Origin of the sequence: uncultured Desulfosarcina sp. (assembly GCF_963664155.2) — a bacterium.
Taxonomy (GTDB): domain Bacteria; phylum Desulfobacterota; class Desulfobacteria; order Desulfobacterales; family Desulfosarcinaceae; genus Desulfosarcina.
Genome location: NZ_CAXXXH010000002.1, coordinates 597,755 through 621,076, shown reverse-complemented (window position 1 = coordinate 621,076; position 23,322 = coordinate 597,755). Strand labels below are relative to the sequence as shown.

The following is a 23,322-nucleotide window of genomic DNA, read 5'->3' as shown; positions in this document are numbered from 1 at the left end:
GCCAGTCTGATGGTATTAACCAGGAAAAGGATAAAATTGATATGAAAGCATTAAAAATAGTGATTAACGGCCTACCCGGCAACGTCGCTTCCATTATAGCCGGTCATGCCTTAAAGGATCCCCGGATCACCCTTTTGCCTTATTCTCTTACCGGTCCGGAGATCGAATCAGACCGGCACACCATCTCCGGAACCGTCATCGAACTCATCCAACCGGCCGACCGCGATACAAAAATGGATGCCCTCGTCAAGCGTTACGGCGAATTCATCAGCGTGGATTTCACCCATCCCTCGGCCGTCAACGACAATGCCGACTTCTACTGCAAATGCGGCCTGCCTTTTGTCATGGGAACCACTGGCGGCGACCGGAAAAGACTAACCCAAACGGTGCTCGCTTCAAGCGTCTGCGCCGTCATCGCGCCCAACATGGCCAAGCAGATTGTGGGATTTCAGGCCATGATGGAATACGCGGCTATCACCTTTCCCGGTATTTTTAATGGCTATACGCTGACCGTCCGGGAGAGCCACCAGGCCGCCAAAGCGGATACCAGCGGCACGGCCAAGGCCGTGGTTTCTTGTTTCAACCGCATGGGCGTTGACTTTTCGCCGGAAGCGATTGTCAAGGAACGGGACCCGACGATTCAACACGAGTTATGGGGAATTCCAGAGGCCTATCTATCCGGTCATGGGTGGCACACTTATCGGCTGACCTCGCCGGACAACACCGTGGTCTTCGAATTCCAGCACAACGTCAATGGTCGCGAAATCTACGCCGAGGGCACCATGGACGCAGTCTGTTATCTTGACCGGAAACTGAAAGAGGGGGAAAAGGGGCGGATCTTTACCATGATCGATGTGCTTAAAGGATAATATCGGCCCGGGGACCCCTATTTCCCGGCAATTTGGTCTTTTATATGAATCTGGGGTAAAGTTGGCGGGAAAGTGGCCGATTATAAGCCTGTACGCTTAACACCGATACCAACACCCAACGCCGCACAATGGTAAAAAGAGGAATGGCAGCAGGCGGATCGAACAACCGAGCACACCAATCAACCATTTGATGAGGGAAGAATGGACGTCAAATACATCAATCCATTTATCAAGGCGGTCAAGAAGCTGTTTAACACCATGATCGACGTACCCTTCAAGCTGGGCACCCCCAGCCTGAAGAAGGGAAACATTCCGGAATATGAGATCAGCAGCATCATCGGCCTCTCGGGAACCGTAACCGGATGCGTGGTAATCAACCTGTCCAAAGAAATTGCCCTTCAACTGGTGTCGGCACTTATCGGTGATGAGGTGAACGAACTGGATGACGACTGCACCGACGCCATCGGTGAAATTGCCAACATCATCGCCGGTAACGCCAAAACCGACTTTCCCTCCGCAGGCACCACCATCAGCGTGCCCAGCGTGGTGGTCGGCAAGCACAAAGTCTCATATCCGTCCGGCCTCCCCATCATTGCCATTCCCTGCCTTACCGACAAGGGGCAATTGGTCATTGAGGTAGCCCTGAAAGAAAACGGTTAAACCACCGGGGGGGTTCTCCTTCCCCGGCCCATTTTACCCCGAATGAAAAGAACCCGAAAAACGAACACCCGCCCGGCCATGAAAGCCGTCGCGGGTGTTTTTTTTCGTGGTCTAACCTAAGCGCCCCTATTCATTAATACGATGGCCCTTGATCAAATTCTATGAAAGAATGCCACGTGAGTTTATCATTAGTTGACAGCAGGAGACTATCCCTGCTGGATCAACTCTCGGGCTTTTTCCAGAGCCAAAGCCAGGTGTTGAGGTTGGGTGCCGCCGGCCTGGGCCATGTCGGGCCGGCCCCCACCGTTGCCGCCCACCACGCTGGCAACCTCTTTGATCATCTTGCCAGCATGGAACCGGCCCTTCAAATCCTTGGTCACCACCACGATCAGCAGGGCCTTGCCATCGCTTTCACACCCCAGAACCACGACCCCCGACTGGATGCGGTCTTTGAACCGGTCGGCCAGTTCCCGCAGGGCAGATGGTTTGTCAACGGTCACTTGCTGGACGATCGTGGTAACGCCATTGATCTCGATCGCCTGCTCACCGCTGCCATCAGCCTGCATTTCGGCTATTTGGGTCTTGAGCCGCTCCGTCTCTTTCTCCAGGCTTTTCAGCGACGTCATGACCGACTCGACACGCTTAACCAAAGCGTCGGGCTTTTCTTTTACCAGGTGGCTCAACTGCTGGAGGATCTGGCTGGTTTTCTGAGCATGGGTCAGAGCGGCGCTGCCAGTGAGGGCTTCGATTCGTCGAATCCCGGATGCCACGCTGGATTCCGAAATAATTTTAAACAAGCCGATGTTGCCGGTACGGCCGGTATGCGTGCCACCGCAAAGTTCGCGGCTGAATGTATCCAGGGCGACGACGCGAACCCGGTCGCCGTACTTTTCCTCGAACAGGGCCGTGGCGCCGGATTTCATGGCGCGATCCATGTCCATCTCCTCAACCGCCACGGGAACATTTTGCCGGATGCGATGATTAACGAAGGATTCAATGCGTTCCAGCGCGTCGGAATCGATCTGGGAAAAATGCGTAAAGTCAAATCGAAGCCGATCCGCCGCCACCATGGATCCGGCTTGCTTTACATGATCCCCCAGTTCATGGCGAAGCGCGGCATGAAGAATGTGCGTGGCCGTGTGGTTAGCAGCCACGGCGGCCCGGCGGTCGCCATCCACGGTTAGCATGACCGTCTGGCCGTTTTCCAGGCGGCCGGCTTTGACTTCCCCTTTGTGGATAATGATGCCAGTGGGATCTTTCACCGTGTCGGATACAATCATCTCCATTCCGGGGGCCGTGATCGTCCCGTGGTCACCCACCTGGCCGCCGGCTTCTCCGTAAAAGGGCGTGGCCGTCGTCACCACTTCCACCGGGGTTCCCGCATCGGCAGCGTCGACCCCTTGGTTGTCCCGGACCACCAGCACCACGCGCGCTTCGCAGGCCAGGGTGCCATACCCCACGAATTCGGGTTTTTCACCCGTCGCGCTTAACTGGCGGTAGGCATCGGAAACACCGGTAAAGGCAATTTTGGATCGAGACTGCTTGCGCTGCTCCTCCATGCACTGGTCAAACCTGTCGATATCCAGGGTCATGCCCTCGTCACGCACCACGTCGCGAACGATATCCACAGGAAACCCGAAGGTATCGTAGAGCTTGAAGATCAAGTCTCCCGGAACCTGGGTAGCACCCTTGGCACGGACTTCAGACAGGGTTTCGTTGAGCACCCTCAACCCGTTGTCCAGGGTTTCTGAAAAACGGAGTTCTTCATTTTCGATGACGTTGGTGATGAATGCTGAGGCCGTTTTGAGCTCCGGGTAGGCCGGCACCATAATGTCAAACACCACCTGGGCGGTTTCGTGAAGAAAGGGTTTGACCAGGCCGATGTTGCGGCCATAGCGGATGGCCCGCCGCATGATCCGGCGCAGCACATATCCCCTGCCCTCATTGGACGGCAGGACACCATCGCCGATGAGGAAGGCAGCGGCCCGACTATGGTCGGCGATCACTTTCATGGCCACGTCGTCAGACTCAGCCCGGCCGTATGGTTTCTCAGCCAAGGAGGCAGTACGCTGGATGATGGGATAGATCAGGTCGGTGTCATAATTGGTGTTCACCTTCTGGACCACCGAGGCCATACGCTCCAACCCCAGGCCTGTGTCAATGCTGGGCTTGGGCAGGGGAGTCATGGTGCCCGAGGCATCGCGGTTGAACTGCATGAAGACCAGATTCCAGATCTCCAGAAACCGGTCGCAGTCGCAAGCGACATCGCAATCAGGCCGGCCGCAGCCATACTCTGCGCCCCGGTCCAGATGGATCTCACTGCAGGGACCGCAGGGACCGGTGTCACCCATGGCCCAGAAGTTTTCCTCCTCCCCCAGCCGTATCATCCGTGATTCGGGGATGCCGATGCGCCGGTGCCACAGATCGTAGGCCTCGTCGTCATCCAGGTAGACCGACGCCCAGAGCTTTTCCGCCGGCAAACCGTACCCATTGGTCAGGAGATCCCAAGCAAAATCGACGGCCTTCTCCTTGAAGTAGTCGCCGAAGGAAAAATTGCCCAGCATCTCGAAAAAAGTATGGTGCCGGGCCGTATAGCCCACATTTTCCAGGTCGTTGTGTTTGCCACCGGCCCGGACGCACTTCTGTGAGGTCGTCGCGCGGACATAATCCCGCTTCTCTTCCCCCAGAAAAGTACGTTTGAACTGCACCATGCCGGCATTGGTAAACAACAGCGTCGGATCGTCCTGGGGAATCAAGGACGAGCTGCGGACCACCCGGTGGCCGTGTTTTTGAAAATAGTCAAGGTAGAGTTGTCGAATCTCGTTGCCGGTCATAACCGTCTCCTAAAGGCTCAATCGCGGTACCCGAACCAGCCTGCCTGGCTTTGTGGGGTCAGCGGCTATTTCTTGTCTTCTTTTTCCGTTTTCGCTTCTGCCTTAGGTATCAGCAGGCCTACCGCCTCCCGCACCTTCACATCGATGGTTTCAAAAAGGTCGGGATTATCCTGGAAGAATTTTTTAACGTTTTCGCGCCCCTGTCCGATCCGCTCACCATTGTAGGAATACCAGGAGCCGCTTTTGTCGATAATGCCGGCAGTGACGCCCACGTCCAGCAGGTCGCCGGACCGCGAGATGCCCTCTCCGTACATAATATCAAATTCCGCTTCCTTGAAAGGCGGGGCCATCTTGTTTTTGACCACCTTGACCCGGGTCCGGTTCCCCACGACGTCCTGCCCATCCTTGATGGCGCCGATGCGACGGATGTCCAAGCGAACGGAGGAATAAAATTTCAGTGCATTGCCGCCGGTGGTGGTCTCCGGGTTGCCGAACATGACGCCAATCTTCATGCGGATCTGGTTGATGAAGATCACCGAAGTCATGGTCTTTCCAATGGTGCCGGTCAGTTTTCTCAAGGCCTGGGACATGAGGCGGGCCTGCAACCCCATGTGAGAATCACCCATCTCTCCTTCAATCTCCGCCCGGGGGACCAGGGCTGCCACGCTGTCGATCACCATCACGTCGATGGCGCCGCTGCGCACCAGCATGTCGGCGATTTCCAGGGCCTGCTCGCCGGTGTCGGGTTGGGAAACCAGCAGTTCATCGCAGTTTACCCCCAGCTTTCGGGCATAACTGGTGTCCAGGGCATGTTCGGCGTCGATAAAGGCCGCGATGCCCCCCTGTTTTTGCGCGTTTGCCACGGCATGAAGGGCCAGTGTCGTCTTTCCCGATGACTCGGGACCGAATATTTCGATCACACGGCCGCGGGGCAACCCACCGATCCCAAGCGCCCGGTCCAGCTCAATGGATCCGCTGGAGATCACGGGAATATTTACGACGGGGCGTGCCCCCAGTTTCATGATGGCGCCCTTGCCGAATTGACGCTCGATTTGCCCCATGGCGGATTCTACCGCCTTGGTTTTATCCGGTGAAATGGTCATGCAATCCTCCCATGTGGTAACAGGGTGTAAGATCATCATTGAATGCCTCTCCCGAAGAACTGAAGAAAGGCACAATTAACTATTCTCGGCTTGCTTGATGCGCGGTTCGATCTGCCGGACCGATACGGGTTTCATGAATAGCCAAGGGGTTTCTATATCGCCAGATGCGAGGTGTGCAGCAGGGAATATTCAGGCCCATTGGGTTTGAGAATGCTTTTAAAGAGCACCAGTCGATCGACGTGGAACCCATCTGACGCGGTGTCTTTCAGTTGGTCCATGGATGCGCCGATCATTTTCGCATCCGTTCTTTCGCGGATCCGACCGATGGTCAGATGAGCGCCAAAGTCACGGGGCTCCCTGCGGAAGCCCACCGATTCCAAACCGGATTCAAGGGTTGCCTGAATCGCTTTCAATCGGTCGAGATCACCTGTCAGTCCCACCCAAAGCACCCTCGCACGGCGTAGGTTCGGGAAAACGCCGACCCCCTTTGCCGCCAGCGAAAAAGGACGGATCGTTCCAGCGGCTGCATCCATCTGAGCGGCAACTTCAGGAACCCGGGATGGATCCATATCCCCAAGAAACTTCAAGGTCAAATGAATGTTCTTCGCGGCCACCCAACGGATGTTCATTCCCGGCAATTGGAGCTGCGCCTGAACCTGTCGAATAAAAACGGCCACCGCATCAGGGACCATAACGGCAACAAAGGCGCGCAGGGTCTGTTGCATGTCGACTGCTTTGCACTCCGGGTTCAGCAATGGACATCAGGCAGCAGGGAGGGTGAACTGGGGGGTACCCAATTCAAAGGTGCCTGCCACAATCCATTGTTTCAGCGTTTCGGCAATCTGCCGGGCCTTGACCATGCTGGAAAGCGGAACCGAGGGAACGGTTTTTCCTTTTAGGGTAATGAAGCCGCTTTTCAGCTCCGCATAGCTGACCATGCCCAAACTGCTTGATTTGCCCTTGGGGTAGTCGTTGCCATAGTCCACAATCTGGGTAAAAAGTTCCGCGTCTGAAACCGCCGTAAATCTGGCCATTTCCTCATTAAGTATGGGAATGGGGACACCCAGTCCCACCGCCAGTGAACACCCGTACCCCTGAATGCTGACGCCCACCAGCCAGTCCGGGCTCATCTGTTGCATGTCGCCCATCACCCACAGGGTACCCGCCGGGGTCAACGGTGTGCCATTCTCGGCTCGCTTCACCCCCGGACGGTGCTGGGTACCGTGCCAGGTGACATAACCGACACCGCCGCCCAGAAATATCCGCGTGCCCAGCCCGATGGTCCGATAAAAGGGGTCGTTGAATAACGGGCTCAACTGGCCGGCGGAGCAGAAGTTCGCGTTTCCCCCCCTGGGTTTGAGCGCCCCCATGTATGTGTATACGGTTTTATTGGTAAGATTGACCGCGCAGTTGTAATTTTGGTATCCGTTCCTCGGGTTGCACAAGGTGGCCTGGGGCAACGATTTCAGCGTCACGATCTTCTCATATTCCCGGCTGGGATAGCAATCCGTCCCATAGGCGGTGGCTTTAATATGGACCTTCTTGCCCGCCACCAGGTCCTGCAGGACGTGGCCGCCGCCGTAAAGGAATTCTCCGGGATAGACCTTGTTCAGGGGATCGTCTTCGCACGGTTCGGTGGCCCCGAGGTAACAGTCCACCGCGGCAATCCCCCCGTAGGCCGGCACATTATTGATCCACACCTTGGCGGCTTTGGTCCCCGGCGCCGAGTGACCGAAATTGATGAACGCACCTGATGAGCACATGGGCGCGAAGGTCCCCGTGGTCACCACATCCACTGCGTGGGCGGCCTCTTTCGGGCCATTTTCTGCAACGATGTCGATCATCTCCTCGGCAGTAACGACAACGACATCGCCGGACCTGATTTTATCGTTGATCTGCTGGTAAGTTTTCTGAACCTTAAAACGTCCCATGCCGTTGTATGCTCCTATCGGGGTCCCGCGTCATCGATTTTGGCGCTGATATTGTTTTTAATCCACGCGTCGTCCCACCACTCCACCGGATTGACATAAGTCTGGTGAATGAGGGTGCCATAGTGCAAATGGTCACCGCCCGCCAGACCCGTCATGCCGGTCTTGCCCATTGATTCACCTTTTTCGACCATCTGCCCCTCGGTCACATCGATTTGACTCAAATGCGAGTAGAGGGTGAACAGCCCGAATCCGTGGTCGAGAATGATGGTGTTTCCATAAATGCCCTGTTCTCCCGTGAATGCCACTTTCCCGCGATTTGCCGCCGGCACCGGAGAATGCGCCGTAGACGCCAGATCGACCCCCATGTGCACCTGCCGGTCGATCACTTTGCCACCATAAAAATAGGTGCGGTGATCGGCAAATCGGGCGCGGTTGGCAGACCGGGGCAACCGCAGAAAGGCCCCGTCCCACAGGATCTTTTTTTCCGTCCGTTCAGTGACCCGATAAATCGCCTCGCTGTCCTTGCGGCGCAGTTCCCGGTTTACTTTAAGAAAAAGGTCGACACGGCTACCACCGGATAATTCAGGAAAGTAGCGCTCGAAATCGGGCATTTTGGCGTTGAAAAAGCCGTCGGAAAGATTGATCGCATCTTTTCTGAAGGACCGGGCGTTGATGTGGTAAACCAGACCGGCCGTGGACCGGTTGCCGGCAAAGTCCTCTGCGGTAGCCACCATTTGCGTTTCCTTGCCCTGTTGGTAATCCAGTGCAAAAAAGGCCATGAAAACGGACGGATCTTTAAAATAACCGGCGTATCCGGGGTAAAATTGATCACCTACGGTCACCCCGCTAACCGGGCAGTCTTCCGAAAGCCGATAAATCGCTACCCCACTGCCACCTTGAGCCAGATTGTGGGAGCGGCTGATCAGATCGATGGACGGTGCCTTGGTGTCGATCTGGATCTCCTTTTCCAGGTAAACCCGGTTGCCCTCACCCCACTTGCGCAACGAGTAATCCCATGCCACCACGCGAATGACGCCCTTTCCGTCGGTCAACCCCAGAGCCTGGGGGGAGATTTGCGCTTTCACTTGCACCGTTTTTTCCTTGCCTCCCGCGAAAAAACCGGATGAAGGAAAAGTTCGCTGCATGACTTCCACCTCGCGGCCCCCAATCAGCAGGCCCATCCAGACTTTGCGGATGCCGCTGCCGGTGTCATCAACACTCACGGAAAGGGTTCGCGATGCACCGATAAAAGGTGACTCAAGTTCAATTTTAAGGGCAGGGGCCGTTCCTTCCATCCGGATGATGGCCAGCCATACGGCCGGGATGCTGATCAATAGTACCACGATGACCACAAGGATCGGTTTGAGTGAGATTCCTTTTTTACTCAACGTTATCTTCCCTTTCGGCGCTGATCGTTGGCCGTCTATTAAATTGGGGACAATACCAGTTAAGCCACCGGTAATCAAGGCAAAGTTTTTCGCGACTTGACTTTTTAACCGCCTGCGGATACGTAATAAAGCATGAATTCAATCTTCCTGAAAGATAACGGTGAATGAAATCTGAAAACCCTTTTTTCTTGGTCAGCGGTCCTTGCGTCATTGAAGATGAGGAAGTTACGTTGCGCATCGCCACCCGACTCAAAGAACTGACGAACAGCCTCGGCATTCCCTTTACCTTCAAGGCGTCCTATGACAAGGCCAACCGAACCGCCATCACTTCCTACCGGGGGCCTGGCATTCAGGACGGCCTGCGCATACTGGCCAAGGTCAAAGAAACCCTTGGCGTACCGGTCCTTTCGGACGTTCACCGCATCAGCGAAGTGGCGGAGGCCGCGGAGGTGCTTGATGTCATCCAGATCCCGGCCTTTCTTTGCCGCCAGACCGACCTTCTCCTGACCGTAGCGAAAACCGGCAAACCGGTAAATGTCAAGAAAGGCCAGTTTCTTGCCCCTTGGGACATGGTCAATATCGTCGATAAGATTCGTTCGGTTTCCAGTGTCCAACCCATGATCACCGAACGGGGTGTCATGTTTGGATACAACAACCTGGTCGTGGATTTCAGGGGGATTCAAATCATGCAACAAACCGGCTGTCCGGTGGTCTTCGACGCCACCCACAGTGTTCAATTGCCCGGCGGAGCGGGAAACCGTTCCGGCGGCCAGCGGGAGTTTGCACCGGTATTGGCGCGGGCAGCCATAGCAGCCGGTGCGGACGGCGTTTTCCTGGAAGTTCACGAAAACCCGGACAAAGCTCTTTGCGACGGCCCCAATTCGCTTCACTTGGACCAGCTGCCCGGTCTGCTGGTCCAACTCAAAGCTATCAAAACCGCCCTGGCCCATTAACATCATCCCATGACCGACACCCGCCTGAAACAAATTGCGTTGATCCTGCTGGATGTGGACGGCGTCCTCACCACCGGCACGGTGATTTACAACGACACCGGGCAGGAAACCAAAGTGTTTCACGTCCGTGACGGTTTGGGCATCCGGATGCTCATGGAAGCAGGACTTACCGTGGGCATCGTCACCGGACGCCGTTCCATGGCATTGGTGCACCGGTGCAGAAACCTGGGCATCAAGCTGCTCAAGGAGGGTATCCGCGACAAGGCCGCTGCCCTTGACGATATCCTAAGAGAAACCGGAGTGCCTGCCGCAGCCACGGCCTTTGTGGGAGATGACCTCCCGGACCTGCCCATCATGCGCCGGGTGGGGATGCCCATCGCGGTCGGTGATGCTCACGACCTGGTAAAGCAGGCGGCCATTATGACCACTCAGGCAATGGGAGGGTGTGGTGCAGTTCGTGAAATCAGCGAACGGATTCTTCAAGCCAGGGGCGATTGGGAACCGCTGATCAAAAGACTGTTTCCATGAAAAGTCGCCGGTTGATTCAGCGCGTGTTGTTGACCATCGCGGTGCTGGCACTGGCCACCACCATAGCCGTCTTTATCGGGTATCGACGGATGGACCAAAATCCTGAAGTGCTGTTGGACCTGGTGAAAAAAGGGGCGGACATGCAGCTCAACAAGATTCGCCAGACCGCCATGAAAAACGGCATTCGGGAGTGGCGGCTGGAAGCGGACTCGGCAACGCTTATGGAAAAAGATAAAACCATGCTGCTGGCGGGGCCGGATGTGGAGTTTTTCATGGACGACGGGGATCACGTGCATCTGACCGCCGAGCAGGGAACGATTTATACGGACTCCAGCCGAATGAACGTCTCGGGGCAGGTATCGGCCAACACCAGCCTTTACCGGTTCCAGACCGAATCGCTCGACTACGACCCGGCGGTCAGGGAACTTCGCGCCGATAAACCGGTGATCCTCTCCGGCCAGTCGTTCACCCTGCGCGCTGATACGATGGCCATGAATCTGGAAACCAGTATCACCCGTTTCGAAGGTGGCGTGGAAGGAATAATCAGTGAAGATCTTCAGCTATAGATACCCCACCGGCTTCGTGCTGCCGATATTCTTGATCCTGATGCTGGTGGCCCCGCCGAGCACCCATGGCGAAGCCGGTCCCGATACCCCCGCAGCAAAAACGACCGATCCGGAGGTGAAAAAAATCCATATTTCATCGGATCGGCTTATATCGAATACAGCCGACCACAATGCAGAATTTATTGGAAACGTAAGGGCCAGCCAGGGAGAAACCCTGATCACCGCCGACAGTCTCAAGATATTTTTTTCCGGCACATCCGACAGTGGACCCGCTTCACCATCACAGTCCCTGGAGAAGCTGGTGGCCACGGGAAACGTGGAAATTAAATTCGATAATAGGCTTGCCGTTGCCCGACAGGCAGTATATATAACAGCACAGCGCATGCTGATCCTGACCGGCCCGGGAGCCACGGTGACCAGCGGCGACAACACCATCACCGGAGAAACCATTACGTTCTACCGGGCAGATGGTCGATTTACCGTCGACGGTGGATCCAACGGTCGCGTCAAAGCCGTAATCCTCCCGGAAGAATCAGGATTGGAGTAGCCTGTGAATTACGTGCCCCGCAGGAATATCAGCTGATGGCTGACTTGTCTATTCGTGAAATGGTCAAGATCTACCGGGGCAGAAAAGTGGTAAATCGGGTCAGCCTGGGCGTGAAAAGTGGTCAGGTAATCGGTCTGTTGGGGCCCAATGGTGCGGGCAAAACCACCACATTTTACATGACCGTGGGATTGATCAAGCCGGATAGCGGCCAGGTATTCCTTGATGATATGGACATCACGGAAGACCCCATGCATATTCGGGCAAGAAAGGGAGTCGGGTACCTGCCCCAGGAGGCCTCCATTTTCAGGAAGCTGACCGTCCGCCAGAACATTCTGGCAATTTTGGAGACGCTACCCCTGTCCCGTCAACAGCGCTATGACCGCACCGATAGTCTGTTGGAGGAGCTGGGCATCGCCCATGTGGCGGAATCCACGGCGGCTGTGCTTTCCGGCGGCGAACGTCGCCGCTTGGAGATCACGCGGGCTTTGGCTACGGACCCGGCTTTTATGTTGCTGGACGAACCCTTTGCCGGCATCGACCCGCTGGCGGTGATCGACATCAAAAAGATCATCGCCCACTTGAAGGACCGGAACATCGGCATCCTGATCTCCGATCATAATGTCCGGGAAACTTTGGGAGCGTGTGATTCGGCATTCATTTTGAGCGACGGCAAAGTGATTGAAACTGGCACGCCGGAACAGATCGCTTCGAGCACCATCGCCCGACGAATATACTTGGGAGACGAATTCAGACTCTAAGATGGCAATTGAACTCAGACAACAACTCAAACTGACCCAACAGCTCATCATGACGCCCCAGCTCCAGATGGCGATCAAGCTGTTACAGCTGTCCCGTCTTGAACTGGTAGACACGATCAGACAGGAGCTGGAAGAAAATCCCACCTTAGAAGAAATACAGGAAACCCCTGACAAAACCAAGGAGAATGAACCTGATGCGGCGCCTGCCGCCGTCGAAGAGGCCCGTGAAGTTACGATCGACGAAAAGATCAATGACGAAATCGACTGGAGCAATTACATTGACGAGTACAACTCGCCGGGGAAAGTCAATTTCGAGTCCGAAAACCGGGATGCGCCTCAATACGAGGCCTTCATTTCCTCCAAGGAGTCTCTCAGCGACCACCTGTTATGGCAGCTGTTGATGCTGTCGCCCACCGATATCGAAAAGCAGGTCGGCAGTCTGATTATCGGCAACCTCAACCGTGACGGATATCTCCAGCTGTCCGTCGAAGAACTCTCCCAACAGAGCGGCATTTCCATCGAGATGGTTGAAGACGTCCTGGAAACCATGCAGTCCTTCGACCCGGTGGGAGTCTGTGCCAGGGACCTGCGGGAGTGCCTTCTTCTTCAGGCCCGGCTGCTGAATCTGGAAAACAGCCTGGTGACAGATATTATTTCTGACCACCTGAAGAATCTGGAAAATAAAAATTACAAGGCCATCTGTAAGGCCCTGAAGGTAAAACTGAAAGATGTCGTCGCCGCGGTCACCGTCATCCGGGCACTGGAACCAAAACCTGGACGACAGTTCAGCGAGGAGACGCCCCATTATATTATTCCGGATATCTATGTCGACAAGAGCGAAGGTGAATTTGTCATCGTTCTTAACGACGACGGTATGCCCAAGCTACGAGTTAATCCTTTCTACAAGCGGGCGATTACCAGAAAGAACGAAGTCAGCGCAAATGCCAAGGAATACATCCGCGACAAGATGCGATCCGCGGCCTGGCTGATCCGCAGTATCCACCAGCGCCAGAAAACCATCTATAAGGTGATGGAGAGCATCCTGAAATTTCAACGGGACTTTTTCGAAAAGGGCGTGACCCATTTAAAACCCATGGTGCTCCGGGATGTGGCTGAAGATATCGGCATGCACGAATCCACCATCAGCCGGGTGACGACCAACAAATACGCCCACACCCCCCAGGGCATTTTCGAGCTCAAATATTTTTTCAACAGCTCCATCAAACGGGTGTTTGGCGAAGACATCGCTTCGGCCAGCGTACAGGCCAAAATCAAAAAGCTCATCGAAGGGGAAAACCCGAAAAAACCTTACAGCGACAGTAAAATGGCCGAACTGCTCAAAACGGACAATATCGACATCGCCCGTCGCACAGTGGCCAAGTACCGGGAAATGATGGGCATTTTATCCTCCAGTAAGCGAAAGCAATTTTAATGACTTTCCCAGGTGTCGGCCATCGATTTCTTGTCCCCCCTGCTTTTGAAACCGGCAGGCGGCTTACCTGAAACCTGCTGACCGCCCCCTGTCGACAGGCATTACCAAAAGGAGGCACCTACCATGAACACATCCGTCAGATTCAAGAACCTCGAGCCCTCCGATGCCCTAAAATCCTATGTCAGCGAAAAACTGAACCGAATGGAAAAATACTTTAACGGGCCGGCCGAAGCCAATGTGGTCCTGTCCATTGAAAAGTTTCGCCACAGCGCTGACATCAATATCATGGGAGACCGACTGACCATTAACGGCAAGGAAGAGACAGAGGAGATGTATTCTGCCATCGATATGGTACTGGACAAGCTAGAGGGCCAGATTAAAAAAAACAAACAGAAAGGAAGAAAATACCGATCCAAGGGGAAAAACGAAGCCCGGGCATCCGAACCGGTGGTTGATAAAGACAGTGACCAACCCCGGGTACGGGTCCACCATATCGAATTCAAGCCCATGGATGTGGAAGAGGCGGTAATGCAGATGGATCTGATTACAAATAATTTCTTGGTATTCACCAATGCCCGAACAGAATCCGTCAACGTACTTTACCGACAAAAAGACGGGAACTACGGATTGATCCAACCCCGAGAATAACAAAGATCGACGACCTCCGGTCAGGAAAATAAATGGTAAAATTGGACGGGAAGAGGGTATGCGTCAGCATTTTAACACCTTGTGAACACCGAGTTGCGCGCACCGCCGTTTCTCAACTGCCGTCAAAAACAGCTCGGTAACCAACGATTATAACAGCGGGAAGATACCTGATCGGATGATATAAAAATGAAAATATTAGATGTCCTCGGCAAAGAAGCGATTCTTATGGATCTTAAATCCAAGGACAAAATTGGTATATTAAATGAACTGGTGGCCCCAGCCGCCCACATCACCGGCATCGACCACAACGAAATGGTGCGTGTGTTGATGGAGCGGGAACGGCTGGGCAGCACCGGTATTGGCGGCGGCATCGGTATCCCCCACGGAAAACTTAAGAATCTGGAGAAGTTGGTGCTGGGATTCGGTTTGAGCCGAAAGGGGGTGGATTTCGAATCCATGGACGGGCGCCCCACCCATTTATTTTTCCTGCTTATCACACCCGAACACTCAACCGACCTTCACCTCAAACTGCTGGCCCGCGTCTCCCGGTTGCTTAAAAAAGAGCCGCTAAAAGAGATGATGATGAAGGCCACCAGTGCCGAACAAATCATTGACATCATCGGTGAGGATGATGATGATTTTTAGTCGCATACCGGTCATTCTCCACCGTCTCCACTTTCCATAGTCATGTGAGAACCGCACTGTGAAAGAGACGCCCATCACCATTGTCACCGGAAGATCCGGCTCTGGCAAAAGTACGGCTCTGGCCGCGTTTGAAGATTCGGGCTACTATTGTGTGGACAACATGCCAGTCGCCCTGTTGCCCGGGTTCCTAAATTTATCGTTGAACAAGGCTGACGCTTTTTCCGGTTTGACATTCGGCATGGATCTTCGGGAAAACAGCTTTATCCATCAATATGAACCCATCCTCGATACGTTGACAGGTATGGGATTTAACTTTCGGATCATTTTTCTCGAAGCGGACGAGAAGACCCTGCTGAGACGTTACAGCCAAACGCGCCGGCGGCACCCCCTGGCAATGGATAAAGGCATCAACGAAGCTATTCGCTCAGAAAAAACCTTGCTGACATCCTTGCGTCGCAAGGCCAATCAAATCATCGACACATCGGATCTGACTGTCCATGATCTCAAAGCCATTATCCGGAAACTGGCCGCCGTAGGCACTGAAGACGGACCGATGAAGGTTCAGGTGATCTCTTTTGGATTCAAGTTTGGACTTCCGGTTCATGCCGATTTGGTCATGGATGTCCGTTTTCTAAAAAACCCCTATTTTGAACCGTCGCTTCGACCGTTGAGCGGGAAAACGGAAAAAGTTCGCTCTTTTGTCTTGAATACTGACCAAACCTGTTTATTTTTACACAAATATTTTGATCTGCTGGACATGTTGATTCCCCAATATGAAAATGAAGGAAAGTCATACCTCACCATTGCCGTCGGTTGCACAGGAGGTCGTCATCGCTCCGTTGTAATCGCCAGACAATTGTGTGACCACATTACGGCATTGGGTCGTAAAACGGAACTGACCCATCGCGATATTGACAAATCCTCGTAACCGTGTGGAAGATATCTGGTTCCGTTATCCCCGTTTACCCGATGAAAGACAGGCAGATATGATTGGCGTTTTAGTGGTTACCCATTGCCGGCTCGGAGATGCATTGCTCGAGGCGGCGGATTTCATCCTTGGCGAACGGCCCGAGGCCATGACCGCCGTTTCCATCGACCTGAACGAAAACGCGGACAAGTTGCGCAAAAAAATTGCCGACGGCATCAAAAAATTAAAAAGCGACGACGGGATTTTAATTCTAACGGACATGTTCGGTGGGACCCCATCCAACCTGAGCTATTCGTTTCTCGAAGAGGGACGCATCGAGGTGATATCCGGGGTAAATTTGCCCATTCTGATCCGTGCGGCCAGCGCCCGGAAAAATCAGACCCTTTCGGAACTGGCAACCAATCTTGAATCGTTCGGTAAAAAAAGCATCTCCCTGGCCAGTGGCATATTGAAAGGAAATAAAAGGGGGTAGACACCATCCGGTGTGGGGAATGCACACGTCGACGACCATCGGCCGGAAAACAAGGCGACAGATGCCTCTAATTGTTTTTATTTTCGTTACACCGGCACTCATTCTTCAGCAGATGCCCCCATCTATTCCATAAAAAGCGTCATATTGATTTGCGTTCAGGCATGTTTGGCGTATTACTCAGATAATCGCGTCTTTCGTGTTCGCTTCACAATCGAATTTTAGCGTAATAACCTTAAAGGAGGGGCAAGATGAGCATAAAAATCGGCATCAACGGCTTTGGCAGAATTGGTCGGGTGGTTTTTCGGGCCGCCATGAACAATCCGGACGTGGAAGTCGTAGCAATCAATGACCTGACCGACGCTGCAACCATGGCTCACCTGCTGCAATATGATTCGGTCCATGCCAAGTTGGATATGGAGATCAAGGCCAAAGACGGCGCCATCGAAGTCAACGGCAAGTCCATCGCCTACACTGCCGTCAAAGATCCCGAAAAGCTGGCATGGAAAGATTACGGTGTTGACATCGCCTGCGAATGCACCGGCCTTTTCAGAGACCGAGATAACGCCTCTAAACACCTGACCGCAGGCGCCCGCAAGGTGATCATTTCCGCTCCCGCCCAAGACCCGGACATCACCATCGTCATGGGTGTCAACGCCAACAAATATGACCCCACGCAGCACCACATTATCTCCAACGCGTCGTGCACCACCAACTGCCTAGCGCCGGTGGCCAAAGTACTGCTGGAAAACTTCGGCATTAATAGCGGGCTTATGACGACCATCCACTCTTACACGGGTGATCAGCGCCTGCTGGACTTCCCCCACAAAGATCTCCGCCGGGCTAGAGCCGCTGCCTTATCCATGATCCCGACCACCACCGGTGCGGCCAAAGCAGTCGCCCTGGTGCTACCCGAATTGGAGGGCAAACTCAACGGCCTGGCTATCCGCGTACCCACCCCCAACGTCTCCATCGTCGATGTGGTAGTCAACGTGGAAAAAGCGGGCGTCACGAAATCCGATGTCAATGAAGCACTCAAGGAGGCTGCCGAAGGAGCACTCAAGGGCATCCTGGGATACAGCGATCTGCCATTGGTCTCCACTGATTTCAATGGCTGTCCCCTGTCATCGATCGTTGATGCGCCGACCACCTATGTCGTGGCCAATATGGTAAAGGTGCTCTCATGGTACGACAACGAAACCGGCTACTCCAACCGCATGGTCGATCTGGCAGCCATGATTGGCAAACAATTGTAGTATCGGTGTTAACGCGAGGTTCCCCAAATTAAGCGTATTGGCTGAGTGGATATAAAAAAGATTCGAATGCTTCCCGCCAAGAGGAGAAAATAACCGATGAGCAGTCGAACACCACTGATTGCAGGCAACTGGAAAATGCACAAAAATGGTTTCCAAGCCGTGGAGGCCGCCAGTCAACTGAAAAGCCTTGTCATAAAGGCTACGAACGTGGAGATAATGATCGCCCCACCTTTTACCGCCCTTTACCAGGTGGCCCAAGCACTAAAAGGCAGCACGATCGGTTTGGGAGCGCAGAACCTACACTGGGAAAAACAGGGTGCTTTCACCGGTGAAATATCAGCGGAGATGCTGGCGGATGCCGGCTGCAGCCACGTGATAATCGGTCACTCAGAACGTAGATTGTTTTTTGGCGAGACCGATATAAACGTTAATCGTAAAATTAAGGCCGCCCTTTCGGCAGGTCTTGTCCCGGTGTTTTGCATTGGCGAAACAGAGGCCCAGCGCGAAGACGGCGAGACATTTTCTGTACTTGACAAACAGGTTCGAGATGGTCTAAAAGATTTTGTTTTTGATGAGCTATCTGGTCTCGTTGTTGCTTATGAACCCGTATGGGCCATCGGTACCGGAAAAACCGCCTCCAAAGAGCAAGCTCAAGAGGCCCATCAATTTATTCGTTCACTGCTCGACACGCTGTTTGAAAAGCCGTTCGCCAGTGCCGTTCGCATCCTTTATGGGGGGAGCGTAAAACCGGACAATGTTCGGGCTCTCATGGAAATGCCGGATGTTGACGGCGCCTTGGTCGGTGGGGCCAGCTTGGATCCGGAAACATTCAGCAAGCTGGTTTTTTTTAATCATTGATTGAACCGTAAAAGACGATAACCAAATGTCCATATTGTTGATAGTCACTCACGTAGTTGTGTGTATCGCCCTGATCATGATCGTTCTGCTTCAAACCGGCAAAGGTGCAGACATGGGTGCGGCCTTCGGCGGCGGTTCCAGCCAGACCCTCTTCGGGAGCACCGGCGCGTCTACTTTTCTGAGCAAAGCAACCACGGTGGCCGCCATCGTATTCATGCTCACGTCTTTGACGTTAGCCTATATGTCCGGCGGCAAAGTCACGAAATCGGTGGTCACGGATACTCAGGCGCCCATTGAACAGTCGTCGCAGACCGGAACTAATGCTGCTGATGCCGGTTCGAAATCCGAGTAAAGGAAAATGGTATCCATGCCGAGGTGGTGGAATCTGGTAGACACGCTATCTTGAGGGGGTAGTGACCTACGGTCGTGCGGGTTCAAGTCCCGCCCTCGGCACCAACTCTTTGAAATCATTCACAATATCTTAAGCACCTGCTATTTGCCAGCTTTTTGCCAGCTGAAATGGAGGTGCTTTTGTCTTTTATACGGAAGCGAAACCGAATATACCATCTGCAGGTTAAGGTGCCCAGCGAACTGACCGATACCCTCGGGAGTGGGGATATCAGCATCAGCCTTGGAACGGGTAACAAGAGGAAGGCCGGGAAGCTGGCCGAGCTCGCCAATGTGCGCTACCAGCTGGCATTCCGTGAGCTCAGGGCTGCCAATAAAAAGGACCTAAAATCGATGGTGAATATCAAGAAGTTGGTCAGGGATTATGTGAAGGATGATCTTGCTGACTTCGAGCTGGCGCAGTCCCTTGGCAAGGTTGGTGATTCAGATACCGTTGATGTTGAGCTTGAGGCCCTCGATGTGGATCTCAGCCACAGCAGGGAGGCGCTATCCATGAGGAGGCACGTGAGCTTCATGGAGCCGCACCTGAGCCCCGGTATGCTGCAAGAACTGGCCACGGTGACTGATCCAAGAGAGCAGGCCATGGATAAGGCCCAGCTGTGCTACGACATGCTCAGAGCCCGCATCAGATTGGTGGAGGCGAACATAGAGCAACTGACAGGGCACTTCAGCGGGCATGACGTGGAGACCATCCTTAAAGACCTTGGGCTCCAACAACAGCTGCAGCCGCTGGCCAACCAGCAGCCAGCCTTGGATGTCAACCCCTCCCCTGCCGCTGGATTACCAGCTGTCCCCATGCCGGTCACTGATAGCCCTGCAGGCCCTACCCTCAGCGAGCTGGTGGATGAGTTCCAGAGGATGAAGGTTGATGCAGGCAAGTGGCGTGAAACCACGGTGATGAACCACAAGCCAAAACTGGAGGCATTGATGCAGGTGCTGGGCAGAGAGACCCTGGTAAACCAGATCACAGTGGATCAGTGCAGGGAGTTCGCAAGGATCTTGGAAGGGTTACCACCGAGCTTTTCTCTGAAGGGTTACAAGGACTTGGGTGTGTTAAGCTCAAGTGAGATGGCAGGTAAGCACACCAAAACGCTCGATACAAAAACGAAACGTGAGTACCTAAACCTTGCCCGCTCCCTGTTCGATTACGCCCTCCAGAATGAATACATTGAGAAGCAGGTGATGATCCCCGGGTTGATCCCACCAAAGAAGGGGAACACACGGAGCCTGCGGTCAGCCTACACAGCAGAGGATCTTAAGGTAATATTCAATCCAAAGACCTTCAACAAGTGGGCTGGGGACTCCCCTGCCCGCTTCTGGGTGCCTAAGTTGGCTCTGTGGACAGGAGGTAGGCTCGAGGAGCTGTCCAACCTAAATGCCTGTGATGTGATGGTGGTTGATACTGAAACAGAAGGCCAGCTGATTTGCATCGATCACAACCTTGATGGAGGGAGAACCTTAAAGAATCAGAACGCTGTGCGGACCATTCCCTTGCACCCGAGCATAGCCAAGGAGTTCAAGGCCTATGCAGACAGCGTGCCTCCCACAGGCCGACTGTTCCCAGAGCTATCCAAAGCCAACGGGAGGTATTCCCATGCCCTCTCCAAGGCCTTCATGCGCTATCTGAGGGTTACATGCAAGATCACTGATCCTAAGAAAAACTTCCACTCGCTGAGGCACACGGTCACTGACCACCTCTGGAAAGCTCAGGTGATGGAATCAATCATCGAGGAGCTTCTGGGTAGAGCTGGCAAGAGCGAAACCAGCCGCCGCTATGCCAAAGGTTATCGGACTGAGACCCTGTACCGAGAGGCTGTCTTGAAGTTGGATTTTAAGTTGGCTTGAAGCTGATCAAGAGGGGCGTGAGGATCTCTGTGGCTGACCAGCTGCTTGGCCGAATGCAGCAGGGAGTTGGCGGGCAGGTATACCTTAAAGGCCACTTCATGGAGATCTTGTGGGAGGCTATCAACAAGATTCCTTGAATTGTCCTGAACTATGTTTGAATTGGCAGAGCCTGAAAACGGGTTAAGACCTCGCTTGACTGTATGGTATCATCACTTCACAGAAACCATCCCCACCGTTGATGAGTTAGCGTAATCTGTAACGCCGAACCCAACACGCAAGGCGAAGGGCACCGTCCGTGGCGGCTTCCATTTGTAGGGTTCAGGTTTTTGTTCGGAAGTCGTTGGAATTACTCTGACTTCTTCGAGCCCCCTCCCGACCCGCCACTTGGCTTCCCAGGGCGTAATACCGCCTGCGGTGCTTCGGTTGCGCCGTGCGTGTTGACATCCCCCGGGAGAACGACCTTGTGAGTGGTCTTAGACGCCGCTTGAGGTGCCTCGGTCTTGCCTTCGGTCAGGATCTTTTTTGTATCTGCCATGGTGGCCTCCTTTGTCAGTGAGTGTTGCATCTGTCGGTAGTTTCGAGCTTGGATATTGACAACGTAAATAACGAAGAACAGGACACCAGTGCAGAATGCGACAAATGCTATGGTGTTACACATAGAGGTTGCTCGGTTCTGCCAGAAGGTGGGCTCCGGGCTCTCGTCCGGCTTCTCTGTCTTGAGTTCCTTGCGATAGCGGTCATCCAGATCGGCGATCTTCTTGTCCATGTTCGCTCGCGCGAAATAGTAGCTGGCGAGATTAAACAAGATAACCAAGAAGAATGCGACCCAAGCTATTAATATCAGTGCGAAGGTTAGACCACTGAACGGCTCACCAATTTTTTCCAAAAAGGTAATGGACAGCGCCAAGCTACCGGTGGCGAGTGAGAGAATCGCTTTGTCGAATGAACTGAAGGAATCCATCCGGATCCCGAGCAGCTCATCACGACGTTTCAGATACTCCTCGTGTTCCATTGTCTCTCCTGCCGAACAAGTAGCTATACATTTCTTGATAACATCAACGTGGCCGTCAAGCCAACCCCTCTATAGGAGCCTTCTCCAAAGAGATGGGGCAGGAGCCATGCCGCAGAGAGTACGGGAGCTGGCTGAAGATCGCTGGAGTGGGCTGTATAGTGGGCTTTTTGATCTCTGGCAAGGTTAAAGTGACAAATCTGTATGCTTCGCCTATGTTGGGCACGGTTCCCACTACCATAAAGATAAAATACCGATAATGACACCACCGAGGCCAGTTAGGATAGAACAAATCATAACATAGGGCTCAAAGCGCTCTTTAATTTCCTGTCTGATATTTCTATTTACCGTAAATCTGCCTTCAGTTGTCAATCTTATACTATGCCAGTCACTCTCCCAACTTTTTCTATCTGTATGGGGTGGTAGTGGCACATCATATTTGCGTGCTAACGCTTCAATACGTTTTGATTTCATCGCATTAATTAGGCGTACTATATCTTCCTCTTTTTTCTGTAATTGGGCTCTTAGTGCATCACGGACCTCTTTACTGTCTGCCTTCTTTATTTCCGTAGCATAACTTTCATTAATTGAATTTATGTCGTTGTTATATTTTTTTAATTTTGAGTGATATTTCAAATATTCAACCACACACCCTCCTACTTAGGAATGACTTTGAATTTTTTGTCTATGGGGAGCTTTTCGATGCCAGTGCAAGGGTTTGATAGGATCGCTTCTCGTTTCTCTCAAATCTGATTTATCGATCCCACCAGAATCAACATCATTCAAATCTAAAGCCCACACATAGCCCACACCCAGTGACCTCAATGCCAGCTTCCCGATAGCTCCTAAGAAAGCTCATGGCCTGCGGTATATGGTTTTAGTGGTGCTTTTATCATCCTGCTATTGTTTGTCCTGCTTCTTCTGAATCCTTTCCCACAACACAGCAGCCACTTTCTGAGCTTCAACGATCTGTTCTGGGGTATGTATTTTAGGGACTCTTTCAAACCTGCTAACTATCGAAATGTGACATTATTAATTCCTCTACAAAATCGATGGTCACTTTAACGTCATCCTTATCAAATTCATCCCATTGTGCATGAGTGGCTTTTGTTCTTACATCAGCCGCCACTCGTGCACGCTTTGCTTTCGTTTGAGAAATTATGTTATTTGTTGCCATTACAGAAATGAGCTTATCAAGTTTTTGATTCTTTTCTTCTATGTTATACTTTCGGCATATTCTTCTGAAGCTGTCCTCAAAGACAACGCCGGATATTACACCAGCTTCATTCTTTCTTCCATCTGACAAATATTTCTTCGCATGATCAAGGAAATCATCAAACGTCTCGGCCCTTATTCTATCGGCAAATGAAACCAAAAGGCCAGCATCAATGTCCCCAAGAAGTTGATGTAAAAGAAACCTCAATTCACCAACATTTCTTGCTATTGAGAAGCCTTCCGAGCTGCTTTCAATCGATTCGGCGCGTTTACGATATGCATTTTTAGGATCTGGTATTGCTAATTGAACCGCATGATTCGCAGCAGCAACGTAGCCTGAACATTTTTGAATATGTTCAATAGACTTTGCATCACCAAATTCATCGCCGACTCTGAGATGCTCACCTTCATTAATGAGACTAACAATTCTATCTCTCAAAATTTTCTCAAACGGCAAAGTATCCTCCTTCTC

General features: G+C 53.0%; 24 protein-coding genes and 1 tRNA gene. 17 read left to right on the top strand and 8 right to left on the bottom strand.

From position 1 onward, the window contains the following. Nucleotides 1-41: 41 nt before the first annotated feature. Entirely contained in the window at nucleotides 42-869 is an 828-nt protein-coding gene (dapB, locus tag ACHZBS_RS26935; RefSeq protein WP_319409620.1) for a dihydrodipicolinate reductase, read from the top strand. A 201-nt stretch (nucleotides 870-1,070) separates the two neighbouring features. Then, nucleotides 1,071-1,529 carry a chemotaxis protein CheX gene (locus ACHZBS_RS26930; protein ID WP_319409619.1) on the top strand — a complete coding sequence of 153 codons (459 nt, stop codon included), beginning with the start codon at nucleotides 1,071-1,073 and terminating at the stop codon, nucleotides 1,527-1,529. 206 nt (nucleotides 1,530-1,735) lie between these two features. Here the strand turns inward: ACHZBS_RS26930 and alaS are convergent, their stop codons facing one another. The 5 genes from alaS to ACHZBS_RS26905 form a co-directional block, all read right to left on the bottom strand. Further along, a complete protein-coding gene (gene alaS / locus ACHZBS_RS26925; RefSeq protein WP_319409618.1) occupies nucleotides 1,736-4,363 on the bottom strand; it encodes an alanine--tRNA ligase in 2,628 nt (875 codons plus the stop codon). Between the two features lie 65 nt (nucleotides 4,364-4,428). Further along, a complete protein-coding gene (recA, locus tag ACHZBS_RS26920) occupies nucleotides 4,429-5,466 on the bottom strand; it encodes a recombinase RecA (RefSeq protein WP_324292421.1) in 1,038 nt (345 codons plus the stop codon). A gap of 152 nt (nucleotides 5,467-5,618) precedes the next feature. Further along, nucleotides 5,619-6,191, bottom strand: coding sequence for an RNA 2',3'-cyclic phosphodiesterase (gene thpR, locus ACHZBS_RS26915; protein ID WP_319409617.1), 573 nt, complete (start codon nucleotides 6,189-6,191; stop codon nucleotides 5,619-5,621). 36 nt (nucleotides 6,192-6,227) lie between these two features. Further along, the gene (locus tag ACHZBS_RS26910) at nucleotides 6,228-7,397 is read right to left on the bottom strand and encodes a homocysteine biosynthesis protein (RefSeq protein WP_319409616.1); all 1,170 of its coding nucleotides are present in this window, start codon (nucleotides 7,395-7,397) and stop codon (nucleotides 6,228-6,230) included. A 14-nt stretch (nucleotides 7,398-7,411) separates the two neighbouring features. Then, on the bottom strand, nucleotides 7,412-8,785 hold the full coding sequence (locus ACHZBS_RS26905; protein ID WP_319409615.1) for a M23 family metallopeptidase: 1,374 nt from the start codon (nucleotides 8,783-8,785) through the stop codon (nucleotides 7,412-7,414). 164 nt (nucleotides 8,786-8,949) lie between these two features. Here ACHZBS_RS26905 and kdsA point away from each other — a divergent pair, with 164 nt between their 5' ends. From kdsA to ACHZBS_RS26830, 15 genes are all read left to right on the top strand, one after another. Continuing rightward, entirely contained in the window at nucleotides 8,950-9,738 is a 789-nt protein-coding gene (gene kdsA, locus ACHZBS_RS26900; RefSeq protein ID WP_319409614.1) for a 3-deoxy-8-phosphooctulonate synthase, read from the top strand. A gap of 9 nt (nucleotides 9,739-9,747) precedes the next feature. Beyond that, nucleotides 9,748-10,266 (top strand): HAD-IIIA family hydrolase, encoded by a 519-nt coding sequence (locus ACHZBS_RS26895; RefSeq protein WP_319409613.1) that lies wholly within the window; start codon nucleotides 9,748-9,750, stop codon nucleotides 10,264-10,266. Next, nucleotides 10,263-10,832 (top strand): LPS export ABC transporter periplasmic protein LptC, encoded by a 570-nt coding sequence (lptC, locus tag ACHZBS_RS26890; protein ID WP_319409612.1) that lies wholly within the window; start codon nucleotides 10,263-10,265, stop codon nucleotides 10,830-10,832. The genes ACHZBS_RS26895 and lptC overlap by 4 nt, the downstream gene beginning before the upstream one ends. Continuing rightward, entirely contained in the window at nucleotides 10,813-11,379 is a 567-nt protein-coding gene (locus ACHZBS_RS26885; protein WP_319409611.1) for an LptA/OstA family protein, read from the top strand. Before lptC ends, ACHZBS_RS26885 begins: the two co-directional genes overlap by 20 nt. Before the next feature lie 35 nt (nucleotides 11,380-11,414). Continuing rightward, on the top strand, nucleotides 11,415-12,137 hold the full coding sequence (gene lptB / locus ACHZBS_RS26880) for an LPS export ABC transporter ATP-binding protein (RefSeq protein WP_319409610.1): 723 nt from the start codon (nucleotides 11,415-11,417) through the stop codon (nucleotides 12,135-12,137). A 1-nt stretch (nucleotide 12,138) separates the two neighbouring features. Beyond that, entirely contained in the window at nucleotides 12,139-13,569 is a 1,431-nt protein-coding gene (gene rpoN, locus ACHZBS_RS26875) for an RNA polymerase factor sigma-54 (RefSeq protein ID WP_319409609.1), read from the top strand. Between the two features lie 123 nt (nucleotides 13,570-13,692). Continuing rightward, entirely contained in the window at nucleotides 13,693-14,217 is a 525-nt protein-coding gene (gene hpf / locus ACHZBS_RS26870; RefSeq protein WP_319409608.1) for a ribosome hibernation-promoting factor, HPF/YfiA family, read from the top strand. Between the two features lie 186 nt (nucleotides 14,218-14,403). Next, nucleotides 14,404-14,862, top strand: coding sequence for a PTS sugar transporter subunit IIA (locus tag ACHZBS_RS26865; protein WP_319409607.1), 459 nt, complete (start codon nucleotides 14,404-14,406; stop codon nucleotides 14,860-14,862). A gap of 58 nt (nucleotides 14,863-14,920) precedes the next feature. Continuing rightward, entirely contained in the window at nucleotides 14,921-15,790 is an 870-nt protein-coding gene (gene rapZ, locus ACHZBS_RS26860; protein WP_319409606.1) for an RNase adapter RapZ, read from the top strand. Between the two features lie 58 nt (nucleotides 15,791-15,848). After that, nucleotides 15,849-16,262, top strand: a complete 414-nt coding sequence (locus tag ACHZBS_RS26855; protein ID WP_319409605.1) for a PTS fructose transporter subunit IIA — start codon at nucleotides 15,849-15,851, stop codon at nucleotides 16,260-16,262. Nucleotides 16,263-16,510: 248 nt separating this feature from the next. Next, complete coding sequence (gene gap, locus ACHZBS_RS26850; protein ID WP_319409604.1) at nucleotides 16,511-17,515, top strand: type I glyceraldehyde-3-phosphate dehydrogenase; 1,005 nt, start codon at nucleotides 16,511-16,513, stop codon at nucleotides 17,513-17,515. Nucleotides 17,516-17,611: 96 nt separating this feature from the next. Next, nucleotides 17,612-18,373 carry a triose-phosphate isomerase gene (gene tpiA / locus ACHZBS_RS26845; RefSeq protein ID WP_319409603.1) on the top strand — a complete coding sequence of 254 codons (762 nt, stop codon included), beginning with the start codon at nucleotides 17,612-17,614 and terminating at the stop codon, nucleotides 18,371-18,373. A 25-nt stretch (nucleotides 18,374-18,398) separates the two neighbouring features. Further along, nucleotides 18,399-18,725: a preprotein translocase subunit SecG gene (secG, locus tag ACHZBS_RS26840; RefSeq protein WP_319409602.1), complete on the top strand. Its 327-nt coding sequence runs from the start codon at nucleotides 18,399-18,401 to the stop codon at nucleotides 18,723-18,725. A 17-nt stretch (nucleotides 18,726-18,742) separates the two neighbouring features. After that, nucleotides 18,743-18,829: transfer RNA gene (locus ACHZBS_RS26835), tRNA-Leu, on the top strand. Between the two features lie 63 nt (nucleotides 18,830-18,892). After that, entirely contained in the window at nucleotides 18,893-20,626 is a 1,734-nt protein-coding gene (locus ACHZBS_RS26830; RefSeq protein ID WP_319409601.1) for a DUF6538 domain-containing protein, read from the top strand. Between the two features lie 346 nt (nucleotides 20,627-20,972). On the opposite strand, the gene ACHZBS_RS26825 is transcribed toward ACHZBS_RS26830, so the two are convergent. From ACHZBS_RS26825 to ACHZBS_RS26815, 3 genes are all read right to left on the bottom strand, one after another. Further along, the gene (locus tag ACHZBS_RS26825; RefSeq protein WP_319409600.1) at nucleotides 20,973-21,638 is read right to left on the bottom strand and encodes a hypothetical protein; all 666 of its coding nucleotides are present in this window, start codon (nucleotides 21,636-21,638) and stop codon (nucleotides 20,973-20,975) included. Between the two features lie 231 nt (nucleotides 21,639-21,869). Next, nucleotides 21,870-22,283 (bottom strand): hypothetical protein, encoded by a 414-nt coding sequence (locus ACHZBS_RS26820; RefSeq protein WP_319409599.1) that lies wholly within the window; start codon nucleotides 22,281-22,283, stop codon nucleotides 21,870-21,872. Nucleotides 22,284-22,644: 361 nt separating this feature from the next. Then, nucleotides 22,645-23,307 carry a hypothetical protein gene (locus ACHZBS_RS26815; protein ID WP_319409598.1) on the bottom strand — a complete coding sequence of 221 codons (663 nt, stop codon included), beginning with the start codon at nucleotides 23,305-23,307 and terminating at the stop codon, nucleotides 22,645-22,647. Nucleotides 23,308-23,322 lie beyond the last annotated feature (15 nt).

Excerpts from the sequence above, each read along its gene's own strand:
- dapB (WP_319409620.1), top strand. The coding sequence starts at position 42 with ATGAAAGCATTAAAAATAGTGATTAACGGCCTACCCGGCAACGTCGCT.
- ACHZBS_RS26930 (WP_319409619.1), top strand. The coding sequence starts at position 1,071 with ATGGACGTCAAATACATCAATCCATTTATCAAGGCGGTCAAGAAGCTG.
- alaS (WP_319409618.1), bottom strand. The coding sequence starts at position 4,363 with ATGACCGGCAACGAGATTCGACAACTCTACCTTGACTATTTTCAAAAA.
- recA (WP_324292421.1), bottom strand. The coding sequence starts at position 5,466 with ATGACCATTTCACCGGATAAAACCAAGGCGGTAGAATCCGCCATGGGG.
- thpR (WP_319409617.1), bottom strand. The coding sequence starts at position 6,191 with ATGCAACAGACCCTGCGCGCCTTTGTTGCCGTTATGGTCCCTGATGCG.
- ACHZBS_RS26910 (WP_319409616.1), bottom strand. The coding sequence starts at position 7,397 with ATGGGACGTTTTAAGGTTCAGAAAACTTACCAGCAGATCAACGATAAA.
- kdsA (WP_319409614.1), top strand. The coding sequence starts at position 8,950 with ATGAAATCTGAAAACCCTTTTTTCTTGGTCAGCGGTCCTTGCGTCATT.
- ACHZBS_RS26895 (WP_319409613.1), top strand. The coding sequence starts at position 9,748 with ATGACCGACACCCGCCTGAAACAAATTGCGTTGATCCTGCTGGATGTG.
- lptC (WP_319409612.1), top strand. The coding sequence starts at position 10,263 with ATGAAAAGTCGCCGGTTGATTCAGCGCGTGTTGTTGACCATCGCGGTG.
- lptB (WP_319409610.1), top strand. The coding sequence starts at position 11,415 with ATGGCTGACTTGTCTATTCGTGAAATGGTCAAGATCTACCGGGGCAGA.
- rpoN (WP_319409609.1), top strand. The coding sequence starts at position 12,139 with ATGGCAATTGAACTCAGACAACAACTCAAACTGACCCAACAGCTCATC.
- hpf (WP_319409608.1), top strand. The coding sequence starts at position 13,693 with ATGAACACATCCGTCAGATTCAAGAACCTCGAGCCCTCCGATGCCCTA.
- ACHZBS_RS26865 (WP_319409607.1), top strand. The coding sequence starts at position 14,404 with ATGAAAATATTAGATGTCCTCGGCAAAGAAGCGATTCTTATGGATCTT.
- ACHZBS_RS26855 (WP_319409605.1), top strand. The coding sequence starts at position 15,849 with ATGATTGGCGTTTTAGTGGTTACCCATTGCCGGCTCGGAGATGCATTG.
- gap (WP_319409604.1), top strand. The coding sequence starts at position 16,511 with ATGAGCATAAAAATCGGCATCAACGGCTTTGGCAGAATTGGTCGGGTG.
- tpiA (WP_319409603.1), top strand. The coding sequence starts at position 17,612 with ATGAGCAGTCGAACACCACTGATTGCAGGCAACTGGAAAATGCACAAA.
- secG (WP_319409602.1), top strand. The coding sequence starts at position 18,399 with ATGTCCATATTGTTGATAGTCACTCACGTAGTTGTGTGTATCGCCCTG.
- ACHZBS_RS26830 (WP_319409601.1), top strand. The coding sequence starts at position 18,893 with ATGGAGGTGCTTTTGTCTTTTATACGGAAGCGAAACCGAATATACCAT.
- ACHZBS_RS26825 (WP_319409600.1), bottom strand. The coding sequence starts at position 21,638 with ATGGAACACGAGGAGTATCTGAAACGTCGTGATGAGCTGCTCGGGATC.